14 protein-coding genes and 5 pseudogenes are annotated in these 22,513 nt (G+C 62.0%); 2 read left to right on the top strand and 17 right to left on the bottom strand.

Going from position 1 to position 22,513, the window contains the following annotated elements:
* From Q427_RS31685 to Q427_RS25040, 4 genes and pseudogenes are all read right to left on the bottom strand, one after another.
* Positions 1 to 108, bottom strand: a pseudogene (locus Q427_RS31685) (Na(+)-translocating NADH-quinone reductase subunit C); the annotation flags it as partial.
* Complete coding sequence (locus Q427_RS25030) at positions 108 to 1,334, bottom strand: NADH:ubiquinone reductase (Na(+)-transporting) subunit B (protein ID WP_043518084.1); 1,227 nt, start codon at positions 1,332 to 1,334, stop codon at positions 108 to 110. The pseudogene Q427_RS31685 and the gene Q427_RS25030, both read right to left, overlap by 1 nt.
* A complete protein-coding gene (locus tag Q427_RS25035; RefSeq protein ID WP_043518085.1) occupies positions 1,334 to 2,683 on the bottom strand; it encodes a Na(+)-translocating NADH-quinone reductase subunit A in 1,350 nt (449 codons plus the stop codon). The genes Q427_RS25030 and Q427_RS25035 overlap by 1 nt, the downstream gene beginning before the upstream one ends.
* Positions 2,684 to 3,058: 375 nt before the next feature.
* Entirely contained in the window at positions 3,059 to 4,522 is a 1,464-nt protein-coding gene (locus tag Q427_RS25040; protein ID WP_043518086.1) for a glyceraldehyde-3-phosphate dehydrogenase, read from the bottom strand.
* Positions 4,523 to 4,769: 247 nt separating this feature from the next.
* Between Q427_RS25040 and mfd the strand changes: the two genes are divergently transcribed.
* Both mfd and Q427_RS25050 read left to right on the top strand, forming a co-directional pair.
* Positions 4,770 to 8,219, top strand: coding sequence for a transcription-repair coupling factor (mfd, locus tag Q427_RS25045; protein WP_051496692.1), 3,450 nt, complete (start codon positions 4,770 to 4,772; stop codon positions 8,217 to 8,219).
* Between the two features lie 210 nt (positions 8,220 to 8,429).
* Positions 8,430 to 9,506, top strand: coding sequence for a L,D-transpeptidase family protein (locus Q427_RS25050; protein WP_043518088.1), 1,077 nt, complete (start codon positions 8,430 to 8,432; stop codon positions 9,504 to 9,506).
* Between the two features lie 117 nt (positions 9,507 to 9,623).
* Here Q427_RS25050 and Q427_RS25055 read toward each other — a convergent pair whose 3' ends face one another.
* The 13 genes and pseudogenes from Q427_RS25055 to Q427_RS37165 form a co-directional block, all read right to left on the bottom strand.
* A complete protein-coding gene (locus Q427_RS25055) occupies positions 9,624 to 9,887 on the bottom strand; it encodes an Lpp/OprI family alanine-zipper lipoprotein (RefSeq protein WP_043518089.1) in 264 nt (87 codons plus the stop codon).
* A gap of 190 nt (positions 9,888 to 10,077) precedes the next feature.
* Positions 10,078 to 10,691: pseudogene (locus Q427_RS25060) on the bottom strand (L,D-transpeptidase family protein).
* A gap of 236 nt (positions 10,692 to 10,927) precedes the next feature.
* Positions 10,928 to 12,168: pseudogene (locus Q427_RS37155) on the bottom strand (GspE/PulE family protein).
* 170 nt (positions 12,169 to 12,338) lie between these two features.
* Positions 12,339 to 13,930: pseudogene (locus Q427_RS25070) on the bottom strand (ABC-F family ATPase).
* 177 nt (positions 13,931 to 14,107) lie between these two features.
* Entirely contained in the window at positions 14,108 to 14,539 is a 432-nt protein-coding gene (locus tag Q427_RS25075) for a hypothetical protein (protein ID WP_043518090.1), read from the bottom strand.
* Between the two features lie 20 nt (positions 14,540 to 14,559).
* On the bottom strand, positions 14,560 to 15,024 hold the full coding sequence (locus Q427_RS25080) for a hypothetical protein (protein ID WP_043518091.1): 465 nt from the start codon (positions 15,022 to 15,024) through the stop codon (positions 14,560 to 14,562).
* Between the two features lie 111 nt (positions 15,025 to 15,135).
* Positions 15,136 to 15,609, bottom strand: coding sequence for a LabA-like NYN domain-containing protein (locus Q427_RS25085; protein ID WP_043518092.1), 474 nt, complete (start codon positions 15,607 to 15,609; stop codon positions 15,136 to 15,138).
* Positions 15,610 to 15,639: 30 nt separating this feature from the next.
* Complete coding sequence (locus tag Q427_RS29435) at positions 15,640 to 17,151, bottom strand: efflux RND transporter permease subunit (protein ID WP_081786211.1); 1,512 nt, start codon at positions 17,149 to 17,151, stop codon at positions 15,640 to 15,642.
* Positions 17,109 to 18,848: an efflux RND transporter permease subunit gene (locus Q427_RS29440; RefSeq protein WP_051496696.1), complete on the bottom strand. Its 1,740-nt coding sequence runs from the start codon at positions 18,846 to 18,848 to the stop codon at positions 17,109 to 17,111. Before Q427_RS29440 ends, Q427_RS29435 begins: the two co-directional genes overlap by 43 nt.
* Positions 18,845 to 19,105, bottom strand: coding sequence for a hypothetical protein (locus Q427_RS34840; protein ID WP_043518093.1), 261 nt, complete (start codon positions 19,103 to 19,105; stop codon positions 18,845 to 18,847). The genes Q427_RS29440 and Q427_RS34840 overlap by 4 nt, the downstream gene beginning before the upstream one ends.
* Before the next feature lie 89 nt (positions 19,106 to 19,194).
* Positions 19,195 to 20,037: pseudogene (locus Q427_RS37160) on the bottom strand (efflux RND transporter periplasmic adaptor subunit); the annotation flags it as partial.
* On the bottom strand, positions 20,034 to 22,277 hold the full coding sequence (locus Q427_RS25105) for a TolC family protein (protein ID WP_081786213.1): 2,244 nt from the start codon (positions 22,275 to 22,277) through the stop codon (positions 20,034 to 20,036). The pseudogene Q427_RS37160 and the gene Q427_RS25105, both read right to left, overlap by 4 nt.
* Positions 22,278 to 22,413: 136 nt before the next feature.
* Positions 22,414 to 22,512, bottom strand: a complete 99-nt coding sequence (locus tag Q427_RS37165) for a DUF6586 family protein (protein ID WP_442905576.1) — start codon at positions 22,510 to 22,512, stop codon at positions 22,414 to 22,416.
* Position 22,513: the final 1 nt, after the last annotated feature.

A 22,513-nucleotide genomic window follows, 5' to 3' on the forward strand; every position in this document is an offset into this window, starting at 1 on the left:
CATGGGACGCAGTGCCACCGCGGCGGTCGAGACGATGACCGAACACACGATGCAGAGTGCGAACGCCACCGTCAGGATCTTCTTGATGGAGTTATTGCTCTTTGCCATCAGGCAGTCTCCTCGGCCGGCACACCGGTGCGCTGCAAGCGGCGCTTGATGTTGGCCTGAACAAAGAAGTGATCGATCAACGGCGCGAACAGGTTGGCAAACAGGATCGCCAACATGATGCCCTCGGGGAAGGCCGGGTTGACCACACGGATCAGTACGGTCATGACACCGATCAGGGCGCCAAAGATCAGCCTTCCCTGGTTGGTCATGGAGGCGGACACCGGGTCGGTGGCCATGAAGACCATACCGAAGGCGAAGCCGCCGATCACCAGGTGCCAGTACCAGGGCATGGCGAACATGGGGTTGGTATCGGAGCCGATCAGGTTGAACAGCGCGCTGGTCGCCACCATGCCGAGGAATACCCCGAGCATGATTCGCCACGAGGCGATCTTGGTCCACAGCAGCACCGCCGCACCGAGGAAGATGGCCAGCGTGGACGTCTCACCGATCGAGCCCGGCATGAAGCCGAGGAAGGCGTCCCACCAGCTGAACTCGGCGGTCAGTGCGGCCATGCCCTCCTGGAAGGCCAGGGAGAGGGCCGTGGCGCCCGTGTAGCCATCGGCCGCCACCCACACCGCATCACCCGAGATCTGCGCCGGGTAGGCGAAGTAGAGGAAAGCACGGCCCGTCAGTGCCGGGTTGAGGAAGTTCTTGCCGGTGCCGCCAAAGATCTCCTTGCCGATGACGATACCGAAGGTGATACCGAGTGCGACCTGCCACAGCGGGATATCCACCGGCAGGATCAGTGCGTAGAGCACCGAGGAGACGAAGAAACCTTCGTTGACCTCGTGGCCACGCTTGACGGCGAAGAGCACTTCCCAGAACCCGCCGACCACGAAGGTCACCAGATAGATCGGCAGGAAGTAGGTGGCACCCAGCACGATGTTCGACCAGAAGCTGCCCGGATCATGGCCCGCGGTCAGCGTCATCATGATCGCCTCGCGCCAGCCCGCCATGGAGGCGTAGCCTTCGGCAATCGCCATGTTGGACTGCCAGCCTGCGTTCCACATACCGAAGAACATGGCCGGGAAGGTGCAGGCCCAGACCGTGATCATGATGCGCTTGAGGTCGATCCCGTCACGCACGTGTGCGGTGGTCTTGGCCACGCTGGGCGGCGCATAGAAGATGGTGTCCACCGCTTCAAACAGCGGATACATCTTCTCGTACTTGCCACCCTTGTGGAAATGCGGCTCGAGATTGTCGAGTGTCTGTCGGATACCCATCATCAGGCCTCTTTCTCGATCATGGTGAGGTTGTCACGCAGGATGGGACCGTATTCATACTTGCCGGGGCACGCGTAGGTGCACAGGGCCAGGTCCTCTTCATCCAGCTCCAGGCATCCGAGCTGCATGGCCACCTCGATGTCGCCGACGATCAGGGATCGCAGCAGCTGGGTCGGCAGGATATCCAGGGGCATCAGCTCTTCGTAGACCCCGACGGGCACCATGGCACGCTCGGAGCCGTTGGTCGACGTCGTGGGAGCGTAGTTGCGCAGCCCCGTTAACTTCGACACATAGATACCCATGACCGAATGCCGGTTGGCACCTGGGGACAACCAGCCCATGAACTGGCGCTTGTTGCCCTCTTCCAGCATGGTGAACTGGTTGTGGAAGCGACCCAGGTAGCGCAGCGATCCTTCACAGGCGAAGCCGGAAAACACCGAGCCGGAGATCACACGCGTCTCATCGGGCTCGATGACTTCACCGGCCAGCAGTTCTTCGGTGCTGGCCCCGATGCGGGTCCGCAGCAAGCGAGGACTCTCGGCACGGGGGCCACCCACTGCGACGATGCGGCTCATGTCGAGCTTGCCCTCGACGAACAGCTTGCCGAAGGCGATCACATCCTGATAGCCGATGTGCCACACCCGCTTGTGCAGGGCGACCGGCGACAGGAAGTGAATATGGGTCCCGACGAGGCCGGCAGGATGGGGGCCGGAGAAGGTCTCTACCTGCACGCCGTCAACGTTGCCACCGGGGATCTTTGCTTCCGGGGCGGTGCAGAGGTAGACCTTTCCCTCGGTCAGGCGCGCCAGCACCTTGAGGCCGTCCTCGAAGGCTTCCGGCTGCTCGTTGATGATTCCGGCAGGATCCGGACAGAGTGGATGGGTGTCGATGGCGGTCACGAAGATATCGGTCGGCACGCTGTCGAGGGCCGGGCTACGCGAATAGGGGCGAGTCCGCAACGCGGTCCACATCCCCGACTCGACCAGCTGGTCGACCACGGCCTGGCGCTCCAGGCTCTCGAGCTTGTCGCGACCATGAGCGGTGAACGACACCGCCTCCTCGGTCTCGTCGACCTTGATGACCACCGAGAGCAGCTTGCGCTTCTCTCCGCGATTGATGGCGACGACTTCGCCGGCAGCCGGTGCCGTGAAGCGCACGCCCTCGATTTTCTTGTCGGTGAAGAGCAGTTGACCCAGTTTCACCTTGTCCCCTTCCCGGACCTCCATGGTCGGCTTCATGCCAACGTAGTCGGTACCCAGGATTGCCACGTGGCTCACCGGCCGCGCATCGTCGATACGCGGCTCGGGCGCCCCCATGATGGGGAGATCCAGGCCTTTCTTGACTTCGATCATAGTCTCGCCCAGTTGATGGATCGGATATACGAAGGAAAGGGGTTCGAATGGATTCGAATTCTTATTGGCGTCAGTACGTTACCAGTCAGGCCCGAGACATGCTCGAACCACCCCGAAAAATCCACGGTATTATAAAGACAAGCGTGCTCAAAGGCCACACGACCTATGGTCGCAAACCACCGAAGAAGGGACGCAACGCGCGGCGGGCGAAGGGTCCGGAAGGCTTTGAAAGAGGCTCATACCGAGCCGCCGCGCGGCCTGGCGGAGAGTGCGTCGGCACAGGAGGGGTGCCGACGCAGGTGAGGCAAAGATGACCTGCGTCATGGCATTCCCGACCTCAGGGGTCGGGAATGGTCGACTTCGCTCCTGCGGGGCTCAGGCCCGGGCGCGGGGCAGCTTGAGGAAGTGCACGTTGGAGATGTGCTGCAGGATGCGCACCACCTGGCAGCTGTAGCCGAACTCATTGTCGTACCAGACGTAGAGCACCGCGTGGCGGCCATTGGCGATGGTGGCCTTGGCATCGACGATGCCGGCATGGCGGTTGCCGACGAAGTCGGAGGAGACCACCTCCGGCGAATCCACGTAGTCGATCTGCTTCTGGTAGGCAGAGTCGATGGACATGCGGCGCAGGTAGTCGTTGAGGGCCTCGGCGTCGGTTTCCTTCTCCAGGGTCAGGTTGAGGATCGCCATGGAGACGTTGGGCGTCGGCACACGAATGGCGTTGCCCGTCAGCTTGCCGCCGAGTTCGGGCAGCGCCTTGGCCACGGCCTTGGCGGCGCCGGTTTCGGTCAGCACCATGTTGAGCGGCGCACTGCGACCGCGACGATCGCCCTTGTGGTAGTTGTCGATCAGGTTCTGGTCGTTGGTGTAGGCATGTACCGTCTCGACGTGGCCGTGCTCGATGCCATACTCGTCGTTGAGCACCTTGAGCACCGGCACGATGGCGTTGGTGGTGCAGGACGCCGCAGACAGGATGGTATCCTCGGCGCTGATATCGCCATCGTTGATGCCGAAGACGATGTTCTTGATGTCGCCCTTGCCCGGCGCGGTCAACAGCGCCTTGGCGGCCCCCTTGCACTGCAGGTGCTGGCCCAGGCCCGCCTCGTCGCGCCAGATGCCCGTGTTGTCCACCACCACGGCATTGCTGATGCCGTAGACGGTGTAGTCGACTTCGGCCGGCGAATCGGCGTAGATCACCTGAATGACGTTGCCATTGGCGGTGATGGTGCGCGCCTCGACGTCCACGCTGATGGTGCCATCGAAGGGCCCGTGCACGGAGTCGCGACGCAGCAGGCTGGCGCGTTTCTCGAGGTCCTTGGCGATATCGCCACGACCTCGCACGACGATGGCGCGCAGGCGCAGCAGGTTGCCGCCACCGGCCTTCTCGACCAATACACGCGCCAGGATCCGGCCAATGCGACCGAAGCCGTAGAGCACGACATCTTTCGACTCACCGTTGCTGCCGTTGGCATTGCGGCGATCGACGATCTCGCTGAGCTCTTCACGCAGGAAGGCCTTGGCATCGCCCCCTCCGCGCTGCTTGAAGGCCACGCCCAGCTTGCCCACATCCACATGGGCGGGGCCCAGGTTGAGTTCGGTCATGGCCTGGACCAGCGGGAACGTATCCTGAACGGAGAGCTCCGTCCCCTCGACCTTCCTGACAAAGCGATGGTCCTTCAGGATGCGAATCACCGAACGGTTGAACAGCGACCGACCATACAGGGTGGTGACCACATTGTTGTGACGATACAGGCTGCCGATCAGCGGAATCATCTGCTCGGCGAGGGCCTGGTTATCGTGCCAAGCCTGAAAAACGGTGTCGAGGGGTTGCTGACTCACGTGAAGCCTCTCTGATGATCTGGAATTCATACGCATTATCACGTCAGCCACCGGGCGGAGCAATCGCAGGATGGTCGCAGGCGCTGTAGGGGGATTACAGAAATGGCGGGTTGACTACAAGGGAATCCTCGGGCTGGTATGATTCCTCCCAGATATCGACCCCGAGGCCGCGCGCGGGCTCGACACTCGCACCCAGCCCGTTCCATCGGCCCGACCAGAGAGCCCAACGATAGTGCCTGACGACACCATGTCCCATTTCTCACTGCTCGATCCACCACGCCCCGGGGGGGTTCGTGACACCCTCTTCTGGCACACCCCTCCCGGCAGCGGCACCGCCCTGGCCCTGGCTCATCTCGCCGAGGACGCTCCCCTGCTGGTGGTAACGGCCGATACCGCCGGCGCCCAGCGCCTCGAGAACGACCTGCGCTTCTTCTCCACCACCCCGGTACTGCCCTTTCCCGACTGGGAAACCCTGCCCTACGACAGCTTTTCACCCCATCAGGACATCGTCTCGGCACGGCTGCGTACCCTGCGCCGGCTGCAGGACGGCATGCACGGCATCGTTCTGGTAGCCATCAACACCCTGATGCAGCGACTGCCCCCGGTCGAGTACATCGCCGGCCGCGTGCTGACGCTGAAAGTGGGCATGCGCCTCGACCGGGAGGGCTTCCGCGAAAGCCTGTCCCGGGCGGGTTACCGGGCGGTCGAGACCGTCTACGAGCCCGGTGAGTACGCCCTGCGCGGCGCCCTGATCGACCTCTTTCCCATGGGCAGCGAATCGCCGCTGCGCATCGACCTGTTCGATGACGAGATCGATACGCTGAGACACTTCGACCCGGACACGCAGCGCAGCCGGGACAAGGTCGATGGCGTGGAACTGCTGCCGGCGCACGAATATTCGCTGGCACGCTCGGCCATCGCCTGCTTTCGCGAGGGATTCGAGACCCTGTTCGATGTGGACCCGCGCCAGTGCCCGCTCTATGTCGATGCGCTCAAGGGCATCCCCTCACCCGGACTGGAGCAGTACCTGCCGCTGTTCTTCGAGGAAACCGCGACCCTGTTCGAACACTTGGCCGAGGGCACCCGTGTGGCACTGCTGCCCGGCGTGTTCGATGCGGCAGAGCATCACTGGGCGGCCATCGAGAGCCGCTATGAGAATCTCGGCGTCGACCCGACCCGCCCCCTGCTGCCACCCCATCGCGCCTTCGTCCCGGTCACCGAGGCCTTTGCCGCCTTCAAACGGCATCCACGCGTCGAGCTCACCGACGACCCCGACCACCGCCATGCCCTGCAGCCGGCAGCCCGGACGCCGCCATCGGTACCCATCAATGCACGGGCGAAGCAGCCACTGGCTGCACTCGAAGACTTCCTGGCCCAAAATCCCGCCACCCGGACGCTGTTCGTCGCCGAATCCCGTGGGCGTCGAGAAGCGCTGGAGGAGACCCTGGCCCCGCTGCATCTCGAGCTGCCCCATGTGGCCGGTTTCAGCAGCTTCCTGGCCGACGACAGGCGACTGGCGATTACCGAAGGCGAGATCGACGCCGGCCTTTGGCTCGAGCACCCCGACCTCGCCGTGATCAGCGAAACCGAGCTGCTCGGCGACGTGGTGCGCCAGAGCCGTCGCCGGGAAAAGGCCACCGATGCCAACGAACTGGCGGTGCGCCATCTCTCCGAGCTGCGTCCCGGTGCCCCCGTCGTCCACCAGACCCACGGTGTCGGCCGCTACCGCGGCCTGGAAACCCTGGAAGCCGGCGGCCAGGCAGCCGAATTCGTCTCGCTGGAGTACGCCGAAGGGGCCAAGCTCTATGTGCCCGTGGACAGCCTGCACCTGATCTCGCGATACGCCGGTGCCGACGATGAGCTGGCCCCCCTGCACCGGCTCGGCTCCGACCACTGGGACAAGGCACGTCGCCGCGCCGCCGAGAAAATCCGCGACACGGCCGCCGAGCTGCTCGACGTCTATGCCCGCCGGGAGGCCCGCGAAGGCTTTGCCTGCGCCCCGCCGGATGAGGAGTACAGCCGCTTCGCCGCCAGCTTCCCCTTCGAGGAGACCCCGGACCAGCGCGCCGCCATCGCCGCGGTCATCGGCGACATGACGGCACCTCGTCCCATGGATCGCGTGGTCTGTGGCGACGTCGGCTTCGGCAAGACGGAAGTCGCCATGCGTGCCGCCTTCCTTGCCGTACAGTCGGGACGACAGGTGGTGGTACTGGTGCCGACCACCCTGCTTGCCCGCCAGCACTACGAGAACTTCCGCGATCGCTTCGCCGATACCGCCGTGCAGATCGAGTTGATCTCGCGCTTCACCGCCGGCAAGGGCCAGGCCGAATCACTCCAGCGCATCGAGTCCGGCAAGGCCGATATCGTCATCGGCACCCACAAGCTGCTGTCGAAGTCGATGAAGCTGCCCAACATGGGGCTTCTGATCATCGACGAGGAGCACCGCTTCGGGGTCACCCAGAAGGAGCGGCTCAAGAACTTGCGTGCCGAGGTGGACATCCTGACGCTGACGGCCACGCCCATTCCCCGCACCCTGAACATGGCCATGAGCGGTATCCGCGACCTCTCGATCATCGCCACCCCCCCGGCTCGCCGCCTGTCGGTAAAGACCTTCGTCCAGCAGCGCGACGAGTCGGTGATCAAGGAGGCGATCCTGCGCGAGATACTCCGCGGCGGCCAGGTCTACTTCCTGCACAACGAGGTCAAGACCATCGAGATCGCCGCCGAGAAGGTGCGCGAGCTGGTGCCCGAGGCGCGGGTGGCCGTGGCCCATGGCCAGTTGCCCGAACGCGCGCTTGAGCGGGTCATGTCCGATTTCTACCACAAGCGCTTCAATGTGCTGGTCTGCTCCACCATCATCGAGACCGGGATCGATGTTCCCAGCGCCAATACCATCGTCATCGAGCGCGCCGACCGCTTCGGCCTGGCACAGCTCCACCAGCTGCGCGGCCGTGTCGGCCGCAGCCACCACCAGGCCTATGCCTACCTGCTCGCCCCACCCCCGCGCACCATGACCCGTGACGCGGCCAAGCGCCTGGAGGCGATTGCCGGGGCCGAGGACCTCGGAGCCGGTTTCACCCTGGCCAGCCACGACATGGAGATCCGGGGCGCCGGTGAGCTGCTCGGCGAGGAGCAGAGCGGCCAGATGGAGGCGATCGGCTATGGGCTCTACATGCAGATGCTGGACCGCGCCGTGGCCGCCATACGTGCCGGCAAGACGCCGAACATCGACGCCCCGCTGGACCAGGGCGTGGAGGTGAGCCTCAACCTTCCGGCGCTGATTCCCGAAGCCTATCTTCCCGATGTACAGCAGCGCCTGGTCATGTACAAGCGTATCGCCAGTGCCGAGACCGAGGCCGACCTGAAGGAGCTGCAGGTGGAGATGATCGACCGCTTCGGGCTGCTTCCGGCGCCGGTGAAGACGCTGCTGAGACAGACCAAGCTGCGCCAGCGGGCCGAGCGCCTGGGCATCGTGCGTCTCGAAGCCGGTGCCACCAAGGGCCGCCTGGTCTTCGGCGCGCAGACCCGGGTCGACCCACTGACCCTGGTACAGCTGATCCAGAAGTCCCCGGAGTGCTATCGCCTCGACGGCGCCGATACGCTGCGCTTCACGCTGGAAATGGAAACGGAGGAGGCCCGCTTCCACGCCATCGAGCAGTTACTCGAAGTGCTCAACCGCAAGGTAGCCGCGGCCTGAGGCGATGCGCCCCGTCCAGGTTTGTTTTCCACGGGGGACTCCCCGATACACCTCGGGGCGCTATACTATCGACACGTGTACTCGACTTCGCAACCCAAGACACGAACCGGCATCACTGGCGGTCTGCCAGGACGCCTGAACCGTCGCCCTGCAGGGTGCCGGGTGCTTCCCACCCGACTGCAGGCGACTCTCCACGAGATCAAGACGTTGATGAAAAACCCGACACTGGCCAGACGTACATTGCGCGCCACCGCGCTCTTCGGCCTTGTTGCCCTGCTCGCGGCTCCGGCGTTTGCCGATGAGCCCGATGAGGAAATGACGCTGCCCCGCGGCCACTTCCTGTTGCCCGAAGAGGGCAACGTGATCGGCAAGGCCTACACCGTTATCGTCGAGGAGGGGGAGACCCTGATCGACATTGGACGCCGACACAATGTGGGCTATGACGAGATCCGCATGGCGAATCCGGATGTCAGCATCTGGGCGCCCTTTGCCGGTACCGAAGTGGTCATTCCAGCGAAGCACATCCTGCCCGACGCCCCGCGGGAAGGGATCGTCATCAACCTCTCCGAGCTGCGTCTCTACTACTACTCCAGCGACGAGGTAGTAGAAACCTACCCCATCAGCGTGGGCCGTGACGGCTTCGCCACACCGGTCGGCGTGACGAGAACCACCGTCAAGGTCAAGGACCCGCACTGGTCACCGCCTCGCTCCATGCGCGAGGAAGCTGCCGCAAGAGGTGAGCCAGCGCCGGCAGTGGTGCCGCCAGGGCCCGACAACCCCCTGGGACGACACGCCATCCTGCTGGGGCTGCCGAGCTATCTGATTCATGGGACCAACATGCCCGATGGAGTCGGCATGCGGGCCAGCCGCGGCTGTATCCGGATGTTCCCGGAAGATATCGAGTCGTTGTATGAGCGAGTGCCCAGCGGCACGAAGGTCAACATCATCGACCAGCCCTTCAAGGCGGCCTGGTCTGCCGACGGCATTCTTTACGCCCAGTCCTTCCCACAGCTCGAAGAAAACCTGGGAAACTTCGAGCCGATTCTCAACGCCATTGAAGTGGTCGCCAAGACCTTCGGCGAGGAGAAACCGCCGGTGGACTATGCTCAGCTTCGTCGCGTCGTCGAGAACCCGAACGGCCAGATGGTTTCGCTGTTGATGGTCGCCGACGAGGAGCCGACTCCACCGGCCCCGAGCCTGGATGGTATTGAAGAAGGCTTGTTCTCAGAGCTGGAGGTCACCCAGCGGGAAGGGCTCTTTTCCGAGCTGGAGATCGGCCAGCGGTAACGCGACGCTGCCACAAGAGTCACGACAAGAGTAACGAGAAAACCCCGCCGAAGCGGGGTTTTCTCATACTGCAGAACCGCCATCACCCAGACGGGTGATACCGGCACTCCGGCAGAATTACTTCTGCATGGAGCGCTGGAACATGCGGTTCATTTCTTCGCGGTTCTGCTCGGACATCTGCAGAGCCGCCTGGGCGTCACGCTGTGCCTGGTTGGCAGTGTTCTGAGCCTGGGTCGCGATGCTGCGAGCTTCGGCGGCATCAGCCTGGGCAGATTCAGCAGTCTGGCGAACTTCATCCAGAGCAGCGTTGGTAGCACAACCGGCCAGAATAGCCATGGATGCTGCAGCGGCGGTGAGCTTCAGGGTGGTCTTCAGAGTCATGGTGTTCTCCTTGAGTCTTCCTTGGTACTGCACGGGTTAGTACAGCGGCGTTAATGAAGCCTGAGATCAGGCTATCCTGCAAATGCAGGATTCTTGCAGCGACTGCTGCCAAGCACAGGAGTCAAACGCTGTTTTATAATACCTTACGGCGCTTGTCCATAGCTCGAAACGTCCCTTACGCATCTTGAGCCTAGCGGATCACGACGCGAGTGCCAATCCCGATTAGCTCGGATAGCCTTTCGATCTGCTCGTTCGTCACCGCTACACACCCCTGAGTCCAGTGGTAACTGGCATGCACATCAGGGTCTGCCCCACCTAGGCCATGGATACCGATAAAGCCACCCAGCACGGTCTGCTGCGGTGGATAGCCGTGGCGCCGATAGTACGCGAAATAATCTTCGTAATCTCGTTCGGTGTAAAGCCCTGATTCAAGGGCCATGCGCGCGTGGGACGCGTCGGGTAGTCAAGGCCGATGAAGATGTGCCAATCACTCTCGTTATTGAAGCGATTGACGCGAAATTCGCCCATTGGCGTCACATTGCCGCCCTGTAACCGTTCAGGCTTGGCGCCGGCCCTGCCCAGCGAGATCGGAGCGAAACGCTCGACCAGTGCATTGCCGCGAAAGACGGAGAGCACGGCCCGCTCGTCTTCAACCAGTACCCAGAGTTCATCGTCATGACGCGGAACCTGGGCACGCACGAGCAGGGTTTCGATCAAATTGGCCCGGGCGCTGTTGGGTAGCAGCATCACGAATGGCGCTGACAGGGCAAGCAGGCCGAAATGGCGTCGAGAGACAGAGGTCATCGGCTCCTCACAGGAGAAGAAGAAAGCGGAAATCAGGCCTTATGGCGTTGTTATAGCCTATCCGCTGCACGGCTGTCAGTCGAAATAGAACTGCAAAAAAATGTAGCCGGTGCTGCCTCTGCTGCTTCATTGGCCCCTCAAAGTGTCACCGTCCTGCTATCCAAGATGCAGCCGGGGAAAAAAGCGCGCACTTAACTGGTGCGCCATTGTCTTTAGCAACCTGAATTCAAGCAACGTCAGTGGGAGAGGATAGCCCCCATGCGCAGCACCTCACGCAGTGTGGTGACACCGGCTTCCGCCTTGGCCAAGCCGTCGGAGAGCATCAACACCTCGCCACGCTCGAGCAGCGCGCGACGCAGTATCGCCTCGTCGGCATGACGCAGAATTCGGGCATGATCATCAGGGGTCAATTGCCACACTTCGAATACGCCAATGCGCCCTTGGTAGCCAAGGTCGTTGCAATGCGGACAGCCCGTGGGCAGCCAGACCCGTTCGGGTATGGGTAACCCGATAGCCTTAAGCCACTCGATGTCTTCGGATGCCGGCGCCCCTTGGCTGCGACACTGCTCACATAGCCTGCGAACCAGTCTCTGTGCTATCACCATGCCCAGATTCGCACTGATCTCCGCATCGGTAAGTTCGAGATGGCGCAACGAGGAAACCACTCCCACCGCATCTCGACTGTGCAGGGTGCCCATGAGCGACCTGCCACTGCTGGCGACATTCAGGCACGCCTGCGCCGAGGCAGGACTGCGCACCTCTCCGATCAGCACATAGTCGGGGTCAAGGCGCAGTACTGAGCGTGTACCCGTGTCGAAGTCCAGCCACTGTGGCCATCCACCTGGATCTGGTTGATGCCGGGTATCTCGTACTCGACAGGATCCTCCAGGGTAACCACATGGCTGTCGGAAAGGCGCAACTGGTTGAGCAGCGTGTAGAGTGTCGTCGTCTTGCCTGCCCCGGTTGGGCCGGCCACCAGCAGCATGCCTCCCGTGGCATCCATCCAGCGACGTATGCCCTGGGCGGCTTGCTCGCCGATGCCCAGGTCGAGCGTATCGCGGAAGGAGTGTGGCGACGTCAGGAAGCGAATAGCCAGCTTTTCGCCTGCCACGCAGTTGACCGCCGTGACACGGAGAAACACCTCCCGGTCGACGTCACCTTGCCAGCTGAACCCTCCCTCGGCGCTCACCCTCGAGGGGACGGGGTTGAGCCCCGAGAGCACCTTGAACTGATTGGCCAGTCGCAGGCCACCGGCAGCATCCATGCGCATGGCATCAATGACCCTTCCGTCGATCCGCAACCTGATTCGATACTCGGCCTGAACCGGATCAAGATGCACGTCGGTCGCTCGGGCGGCAATCGCATCATCAAGCAACGCATGCGCCTCCAGCGCCTCATCCCCGGGCCCCGGCGGGTTTTCCAGCAGAGGAGCCAGGGACGGCAGTAGACGTGGATGTCGGTCGGTAGTGGAGCTCATGAGGTCCTCCTTGGCCTGATGCAAGCGCGAAGCCGGAATTGACGCCTCCGTGGCGCCCTGCCCTGTCAGCCTAGCCACTGTCTCGGTTTCTGCTTGCCCCCGCCGCTCACGCCCCCCTCGGACTTTCCTGCCCCCCCCCTCTCTCTCGCTTTGCCATCCATCCTTGCTGGTCAGCCGGGCAGCCCCTGGCTCCTCAGGTAATCGTCATAGCTCCCCGTGAAATCGACGATGCCGGTGGAGCTCATGTCGAGGATGCGGGTGGCCAGCGAAGAGACGAACTCGCGATCATGGCTGACGAATATCAGCGTGCCGGGGTAGTGCTCCAGTGCCAGGTTGAGCGCCTCGATGGACTCCATGTCCAGGTGGTTGGTGGGCTCGTCCATCAGCAACACGTTGGGGCGGGTCAGCGTTAGCTTGCCGAACAGCATGCGCCCCTGCTCACCGCCCGAGATGACCTTCACCGACTTCTCGATGTCGTCACTGGAGAAGAGCATGCGCCCCAGGGCACCACGAATCACCTGTTCACCACCATCGCTCCACTGGGCCATCCACTCGAACAGCGTCGCATCGTTGGAAAAGTCGATGGTGTGATCCTGGGCGAAGATTCCCAGCTCCGCACTGTCGGTCCAGCGCACTGCGCCGGCCTGCGGGTGCAGCTCACCGGCCAGAGTCCGCAGCAGTGTGGTCTTGCCGATGCCGTTGGGGCCGATGATGGCGATGCGCTCTCCGGCCTCGACGGTCATGGAGAGCCCTTCGAACAGCAACGGCTCACCGGCGTACCCCTGGCTCAAGGCCTCGACATTGACCGCGTTGCGATGAATCTTCTTGCTCTGCTCGAAGCGAATGAAGGGGCTGACACGACTGGAGGGCTTGATATCTTCCAGCTTGATCTTCTCGATCTGACGCGCCCGGGAGGTGGCCTGCTTGGCCTTGGAAGCGTTGGCCGAGAAGCGGCTCACGAAGGTCTGCAGTTCGGCGATCTGCGCCTTCTTCTTGGCGTTATCGGCGTACTGGCGCTCGCGGGCCGCCGTGGCAACGGTCATGTAGTCGTCGTAGTTGCCGGGAAACAGCTTGATCTCGCCATAGTCCAGATCCGCCATGTGGGTGCAGACGCTGTTCAGGAAGTGGCGATCATGGGAAATGATGATCATGGTGCTGCTGCGGGCAGTGAGCACGCCTTCCAGCCAGCGGATGGTATTGATATCAAGGTGGTTGGTGGGCTCATCGAGAAGCAGCACATCGGGATCGGAGAAGAGCGCCTGTGCCAGCAGCACACGCAGCTTCCAGCCCGGCGCCACTTCGCTCATGGGACCGGCATGCTGCTCGATGGGTATCCCGAGGCCCATGAGAAGCTCACCGGCCCGGGATTCGGCGGTATAGCCGTCCAGTTCGGCAAATCGAACCTCCAGGTCGGCTACGGCCATGCCATCCGCTTCGCTCATCTCCGGCAACGAGTAGATGCGCTCCCGTTCTGCCGCCACCTGCCACAGCTCGCGATTGCCCATGATGACGGTATTGATGACCCGCTCGGCCTCGAAGGCGAACTGGTCCTGGCGCAGTTTCCCCAGACGAATGCCCGACTCGATCATCACCTGACCGGACGAGGCTCCAGGTCGCCCCCCAGGATTTTCATGAAGGTGGACTTGCCGCAGCCGTTGGCCCCGATCAAGCCATAGCGATGGCCGTTGCCGAACTTGATGGAAACGTTTTCGAACAGGGGCTTGGCCCCGAACTGCATGGTGATATTGGCGGTGGAGATCACTTAGGAAGGTCCAATCGTAGGGCAAAAGGCAGAGATTGTACCGCGTATGGCGGGGTATATGTGAGGATCCGACGGTCCGACGCTTCGGCACCGCGAACGCTCGCTACAAGCTATCGTCCCGCCGGAGCGGAATCCAGCGGGACGATGACACGGGGCGAATCGTGGCCTGTCGAAGGGTCAGTCCTGGCGCTCTACGGTAAAGATGCTCTGCAGCTTGTGTTTCTTGCCGTAGATATGGACGGTGGTCTCATCGAAGGGGAAGCGGTCTCGATACTCGCTATGGTTATTGAACCGGGGCTTATGGGCGTTGATCATTGCCGCCGCCAGCCGCTCGCGATTGGCGTGGCCGGCCAACCCGACGGCATACCATATCTCCTCCCCCGGCTGCAGGAAGGCCTCCCACTTGTCGTGATCCTCATGATGCTCCAGGCCATAGCGGGCACTCCGGTGTTCGCCCACATAGAGCAGTTCCTGCACGTCCATTTCATCGCTCTCGGGATCCCTGGCAGCACGAAATACGCAGTAGATACCGGATTCGTCCGGGGCATCATGCAGTTGCTCTCGAGTCCAGTAGCCCAGCATCTTGGGAGATAACAGCTGTTCCGACATGGGGTCTTCCTCCTGGTTGCTCAGTAATCCTCGAGGCGCTGCATGTCACGGACGATTCGCCGTACTTCCGCTTCATGCCCGGCAGCGAGGGCATCGAAGAAGGCTCTCTCGTCGCTGCCCCCGGCCAGTTCACTGCGGTGTGCATAGAGATCCTGCAGCGTTCGGTGTGCTGTCAGCGCCGTGGCCAGTACGCTTTGCACACTCTCACTGTCGACCCCTTCGGGCAGACGTTCAAGCACCGGCGCATGGGGGAAATCGTTGGGCTCGTCGAACCAGGCCTCAAGCACGGCGGTGTGATCGCTGCCATCATCCAGGTAACCGGTGAGATCGGCCTGCTGCTTGCGCTCACGCTCCGCCAGGTAGTCAAGCGCCATGCGCACACGGTCATCCACGTCGCTGGCGGCTAACTGCGTGTACCGATTGGCAAGACTGGCGTGGTAGTCAGCCGCCCAATGCACCAGCTCCTTCACTTGGTGAAAGCGCATACGATATCCCCCGTTTGCATCACTGGCAGCCGACATTGGCTCGCCCTGTCTTCATCCTAGTCAAAGTATAGCGGGCAAGGGTTGATGCATATCAACGAGATGCGATATAGCCTAGCGGAGAAGAGAGGCGTCGATGGCGATAAACTGGCTGGCCGCGCGTATCAGCGAGTCGGCGGTCAAGCGTTCCACTCCGACCACGTCCACGGGAATGTCATAGCGCTGACGGATTCGCTCTACCAGCAAGTCGAAATCGCCGTCGCCGGAGACGAGTACCAGCCGTTCCACCGCGGGGGCGGCCTCCATGGCATCCAAGGCGATGCCAACGTCCCAGTCCCCCTTGGCCGAACCGTCGCTACGCTGGATGTAGGGTTTCAGCTTCACGCTGAAACCAATGCCTCGCAGGATATTCTGGAACTGACGCTGCTTGGGATCGCCCCGCTCCACGGCATAGGCGTTGGCCACGACCACTTCACGACCGGCAGTAAAACGCGACCAGAATGCGTGATAGTCAAAGTGTCGGCCAAAGGCCTGCCGAGTGGTGTAGTACACATTCTGCACATCGACGAAGATACCGACACGTTCCATTACCACGCTCCTTGGCGCTTGCCGAAAGGATCAGCGTGACATAGTTACTGCCTCGCTGTCCCGCTCCCTGTCACCACGCTCCTTGGCAAACGGCACCCGCATCAGAAGGGAATAGAGGACCGGAACGATACAGAGCGTAATGACCGACGCCGCCAGCAGGCCGAAAATAATGGCGATTGCCATCGGGGCCCAGAGCAAACCGCCCCCCAGCCACAGGGGCAACAAACCACCGCTGGTGGTGATCGTCGACATCACGACAGGGCGCAATCGACGCTGTCCCGCCTCGAGAATCGCCTCCTGAGGCGTCAAGCCACTCTGTATCTCGAGATCGATACGGTCGATTAGAACGATTGCGTTATTGATCACGATCCCGGCCAATGACACCACGCCAAGGAAGGTCATGATACCGAAGTGCGAACCGGTGATGGTCAAACCGAAAATCACACCGATGAGCGATAATGGAATCGTCGTCAATATGATCAGTGGGCGCCGCAGAGAATTGAACTGCACCACAAGCAGCAACAGGATCACCATGCCACCGATGGGCATGTTATCCACAATCGATCGTGTCGCGACTAGCGAAGACTCCACCTCACCGCCGAATTCGAAGAAATAGCCCTCGGGCCACTCCTGCTGTCGCTCTTCCAGCCAGGGACGCAGTTCTCCGGCAATGGCCGCCGCGGTAACGCCTTCGGCGAGTTCGGACTCTACCGAAATCGTCCGGTGGCGATCACGGCGCAGTATACGGGCTGGCCCCCACTCCATTACGACATCGGCGACCTGGGCTAACTGAACGCCCTCGCCGCCTCCGGCTGGCATGATGGTGATGCCCTCCAGTTCATCCAGCGTGCGCTGCTCACCTCCCTCCTGGCGCAATTGGATGGGGACCAGCGTATCACCATCGCGGAAGGTGCCGACCGGATAGCCCGACAGGGCGGTCTGCAGGCTCAGCGCCACGTCCCGCTCGGTCACCCCTGCCCGCAACGCCCGGGCAGGATCCACGTCGATGCGCAGCCTCTTGATCCACTCACCCCAGTCGTCACGCACATTGCGGGTACCGTTAAGCGCCGCCACCTGCTCCCGTACATTGCCAGCGATGGTACGCAATTGTTCCTCGTCATCTCCGGAGATGCGCACCGACAAGGGCACGGTTACCGGCGGGCCGAAGCTGGTCGCTTCAACACTGGCATTGAGATCGGGGAAAGTGGCCGATATCCATTCGTCCAGCCGATCTATCACACCATTGACCGCCTGCCAGCGGTTGGCCTGCAACAACAGAAAGGCATATTCCGGGCTTGGGGGCTCTGGGGCATGGTTGATGATATAACGCTCACCGCCGAAACCGATGAAGCTGCCCCAGTGAGTCACGCCGTCTTCAGCCCACTCACCGTCTTCTCCACGCTCAGCCCCCAGTTCCTCGCGCAGAAAAACCTCGATGGCCTCCACTGTCTCACGAGTCCGCTCTATGGGGGCGGAATAGGGCAGTCGCAGCTCCACCGTCACGATGGTGCGCTCCGCCTGGGGAAAGAAAATCTTGGGCAACTGGCCGTAGCGATATAAGCCACGCCAAGGAACCCCCCTACCACCAGCAACGTCACAGCACGATTATGCAAAAGGAGAAGCAGTGCACGTCGATAGCGGGCATAGATGGCCGCAACCAGCCGTTCGCTGCGATTGCCGCGGGCCGAGCCGGACGCCCCTTCCGCTGTGCCATCCTCCTGAGGCTCGTCGGTGACACGCTCATCGCCACCGCTGGACTCCGGTCGGCGAATCTTGATGAAGGCTACGCAGAGCAGCGGAATCATCGTCAAAGACAGGAACCAGGAGGACAGTAGAGTGATGGTGACCACCTGAAACAGGGATCGGGTGTACTCACCCACGTCCGATACTGCCAGAAACTGAGGCAGAAACGCCGCCGCCGTGGTCAGCGATGCAGTCAACAGTGGAAAGCGCAGCTGTTTCGCCGAATCAAGGGCCGCTTCGCGCACGGTCTTCCCTTCACGAGCCGAGACCTGGATGGACTCCACCATGACGATGGCGTTATCCACCAGCATGCCCAGTGCAATGATCAAGGCACCCAGAGAGACTTGATGAAGACCTATATCGAACAGCCCCATGAAGGCGAGACACGCCATGATCGACACAGGCACCAAGCTGGCCACGATCAAGCCGGTACGCAGTCCAAGGAACAGCAACATGACCACGCATACCAAGGCAACCGCCTGCAGCAGATTGACCAGGAACTCGTTGATACGCTCATCCACACGTGCAGGCTGATCGGCCAGTATCTCGATCTCCAGCCCCACGGGTAGGCTTTGCTCCAGGTGACGAATGGTATTCTGGACCTGCTCGCCCAGGTCGAGGATGTTCCCCCCCTCCCGCATCGAGACACCCAGGGCCAAGCCCTGGTTACCACTGGCGTGATAGCGAGTCATCGGCGGATCGCTGTAGCCGTGGCGTACATCGAGGAGGGAGCCCAGAGGAATCAGTGCGCCATCCGGAAGAGGCACCAGAGCATTGCGTATGTCATCGATATGCTCGAAGTTTCCTGTAGGCTGCACTACCAGCCGCTCATCTGCGGTACGCACTGCCCCGCCTGGGAGGATAATGTTACGAGCGGCCAACAACTGAGCCAATCCCTGAGGTGAGACACCCAGCTCGGCCAACCGCGCTTCATTGTAGTCGAGGAAGATCTGCTCATCGGCATAGCCATGAATACTGACCTTGGCTACATCATCGATCATCAACAGGCGGTCACGTACGTCATCAGCCACATCCTTGAGCTCGGCCTGCTCGTAGCCTTCACCGGTCAGAGATAACATGATGCCGAAAACATCGCCGAACTCATCGTTGATGATCGGAGGGCGGGCCTCGTCTGGCAACGCCTGGCGGTTATCGTCTATCTTGCGCCTGAGCTTGTCCCAGCCGGCCTGCACGTCTGTGACGTCTGGGCGCAGCTCGACACGGATGATGGAGACCCCGGAGCGGGAGGTGCTCTCTACGTAGTCCAGCTCCGGAATTTCCATGATGGCAGTTTCCAGCGGATCGGTGACCAGTTGTTCGACTCGCTCAGGCGTTGCGCCAGGCAAGTAGGTCACCACCTGTGCCACGCGTACCGTAACCGATGGATCCTCGGCACGAGAAATGCCGAAATAGCTGATGACAGAGCCCAGCAGCACAACCAGCAGGCCGGCGATGGTAACCCGGTTATAGCGCAGTGCCGCTTCTGTCAATGTCACTGCGCAGCCTCCTGGTGACTCTCAAGCAGCCGAACTGCCTGCCCATCCTGAAGGCGGCTCATGCCGGCAACCACCAGGGCCATTCCCTGCACGAGCCCACTCCGTACCTCCAGATACTCCCCGCGCCGACCTCCCAGCTCGACATCGATACGGCGAATTCGTGCTTCCCGCCCGTTTGGCTCCGTCTCGCCCTCCACGGGCTCGGCGACATACACGAACGTACTGGCACTGTTGCGCTGAACCGCCACCATCGGCACCCAGATCGCCCTGTCATCAGCCCTGAACGAGGCAGCACCAGCTCTGCGGCCATGCCTGGCCGCAACATCGCCTGCTGTGTGTCGTCAAGGGAGTCCAACGCTACTCGCAAGGGCCAGGTCGCCTGACGTGCGTCCACTGGCATGCCGATCTCTCGTACACGGCCTTCAAGCCCCAGGCCGCGAAGCGGAAGATGCACCATGATGGAGTCGCCATGCTCCAGCTCTCCCAACATGTCCTCGGAAAGGGAGGCGCGGACTTCCATGCCTTCACCGCAGGCCAGTACAAGAACCGGTTGGCCAGCCGCAAGATTTTCGCCGCTTTCCACCAACCGTTGGGCAACCCGACACTCACCTGGCGACTCGAGATGGGCGAATTCCACTTGACGCTCGGCCAAGGCAAGGGCATCGGCGGCACTGTTGCGCTGGGCCCTGGCTCCCTCTACCTGTGCCCGGGCTCCCTCGAGATCCCGTGCGGGGATGCTGCCGGCCTCATACAGCCTCCTGGCACGCTGCCACTCCCCTTCCGCATTGACTGCCGCTGCGTTGGCACTCGCCAACCCGGCACTGGCTCGATCTCGCTGCAGAGCCAGGTCGGTGTCTTCGAGGCTCGCCAGAATCTGCCCCGGCGCCACACTGTCACCGGTGCTGACATGAAAATCTGCCAGACGTCCCGCTACGCGAAAGCTCAGGCGCCGATTGGCACTCGCCTCAAGTCGACCGGGTATGCGACGCTCGGCTTCCCGGCTGGACTCTTCGAGCAGCAGTGTACGAACAGGTCGCAAGGGTTCTTCGGCAACCGGCTCAGCCTCACACCCGGCAAGTGAGAACATGACCATGGCCAGCGGCAAGTATCGAACCCCCTCCCTTCGAGCACCTGCTCGCTGCCACCACTGACACAGCGTCAACCATCCTTTGCTCATGCGGCTGCTCATGGTGAAAGGTCCTTGGTCGTATCAGGGAAAGATCCAGACGAATCGCCATGGCTCAACAGGTGATTTCGGTCCGCTTCATTCATCGGTCCCGGAATCATGCCCAGGCTGCGCTGCAGGTGCACCAGCGCCTTGAGGTACTGCCACCTCGCTTCACTCTTGGCCAAGGAGGCTTGACGGGCCGTGGTCCGAGCGTCCAGCAATGCAACCTGCTCCAGACTGCCTTCACGCCAAGCGACCTGCGCCAAGGAGAGAGCCTCCTCAGCGTGATCACTCGCCTCCCCGCGCAGTGCAATACGACGCCAGGCAGCTAACAGCTCGACGCTGGCCGCACGCAATCGTGTTTCCAACCCTTGCCGGGCATCGGCATCCTGAAGTGCCACTTGTTCAAGACGGGCGGCGCTGGTATCGCGTTCGATACTACGCCGTCCACCGGCGTAGAGAGGGAGGCGCGCCGAGATGCCGACGCTCCATTCGTCACGTCCTGTTTCAGGGAAACGAACACCCTGGTTCTCCAGCAGATCAACTCCACCGCGAACCAGGGGACTATCGGCTTCCCAAGGGGCGCGCTCTCCTTCGCCAGCACGTGCGATTTCGGTGGTATAACGTGCTTCTAGCCCAACCTCTGGCACCCAGAACGCACGGCGACGGGATTCCAGCTCCCGGGCTGCGGCACTGCGCATTTCAGCGAGTGCCTGCAACTCCCGGGATTCCGACAGCGCCGATCTCACAAGCAACGATTGCCAGTGCTCCAGGCTATCGCGATCTTCCAGCACCGCGGCAAAGCGTGGATCGCTTCCCAGCCATTCCACGCTTTCCGTATCCGGTGCCCGGGGCGTCAAAGGGGCCATGGCATCACGGCCCAGCCGTCGATTGAGGGCAAGCCGCAGCTGCTCATGATCGGCAATCGTCTGTTCAAGGCGCTCCCTGGCTTGAGCAAGCTCGGCCTCGAAGCGGGACAGTTCACCACGGCCTACCGCACCAGCCTCGAGACCTCGACTGGCCTGGTCTCGCTGTGCACGAGCGAGTTCCAGATCGTTTTGCAGCACATCCTGTTGATCCTGCAGCCGCAGCAGATCGATGAAGCTACTGGCAACCTCCAGCGCCAGATCCAGGCTTTCCACTTCCGTTTCGGCTCGGCGTGCACGATCCAGGCTCTCGCTGATAGCCAATGCCGCCATGGCAGGTTCCGAAAATATCAGTTGCTCGAGAACGGCTCCGCCCGTGACCTGGCGTTCCGGCGACTGCCCCAGACCGGAGCGAGCCCGATTATCATCGATCACTCTGCCAGTGGCTTCCAGGTAGAGGTTGGGCCGCCAGCGCGACATGGCCATATCACGCTCGAAGGCGTCCACCTCCACCGATTGGCGTGCCACGGCAAGACCCAAGTTGTCTGCGAGTGCCAACGCCACGACCTGCTGCAGCGATAATGATGTATCGGGAAGAGCCGTGGCACGCTCGGCAATCAGCCTTGATTGACTGAGAAGGTCAAAAGGGGGCGCCCAGTCAAGGCGGGAAGCAGTTTCCAGGTTGAGCCAAGGACGACCAAGCTCAGGCCGGTAGGTGAGCGGTTCGGGAGTGCGCCCAGCCGCCAGATCATCAAGCCGAAGGGCCAGGAGGCGATGAAAGGCCGGGGCATCAAGCGCGCCGGGAACCGAAAGCAGGGCCCCTCGTTCCACTTGGCCGGCATCGGTCAGGGCAAGCGTTGCGACGCCGGCTTCAGTGAGACGATCAAAGAGCTCGCGCTGCGAGTCCGGCTCATGAAAAGGCAAGGCCAGCAAGAGGACGGCATCGAGCCGTTCGACATCGGTGAAAGAGGGTAATTCGCCAGGCTGCAGGCCAAGTGCCGACAGGTGTATACCGCGCCGCTCGGCGCGTTCGGCAAGCATGGCGCTGGCCCGTCCAGCCGATGCCGGCGGGCCCAGCACGGCAATCCGTTCAACGCCATCCAACAGACTGAAGGCAAAAGGATCCCGGCTATCGGTGAGCCGCATACTGAGGCCATCACTGTCGTCAAGGCCTTGGATCCGAATGCCTTCTCCCTCTGCAGCAGGACGTATGCGGGGTACGCTTCTCCCGGCTCGGATCCGCTCGAGCTCCTGTTGCAGCTCGTCAACGGCGGCTTCGCCACCAGGCAAGAAGCGGGGGTCGATCGACAGGCTAGAGGCTAAAGCGACCAGAGGGGTGAAACTCATAGCCAATAACAAGGCGATGAACAGACGCCTCCATGCGGTGATGTCCATGTTTGTCTGCCAGAAGTCGGTACAAAGTACAGATGCGACGAGTGTAAACGACTGTTTGAAAATTGCCAGTATGAAAGTCAAAGCCAGCGAGTCATGAACTCAATGCAGTCTGTCAGGTCGATCCATCACCAACGTACTACCACTCCTCACTGGTCTCGCGCAGGGCGGCGATTTCACGCTTGGCCTCGCTCAGACAGGTCCGCAGCTCGTCCCCGAGCGCCGCCGCACTGCCCACG

This window comes from Halomonas sp. BC04 (assembly GCF_000568385.1).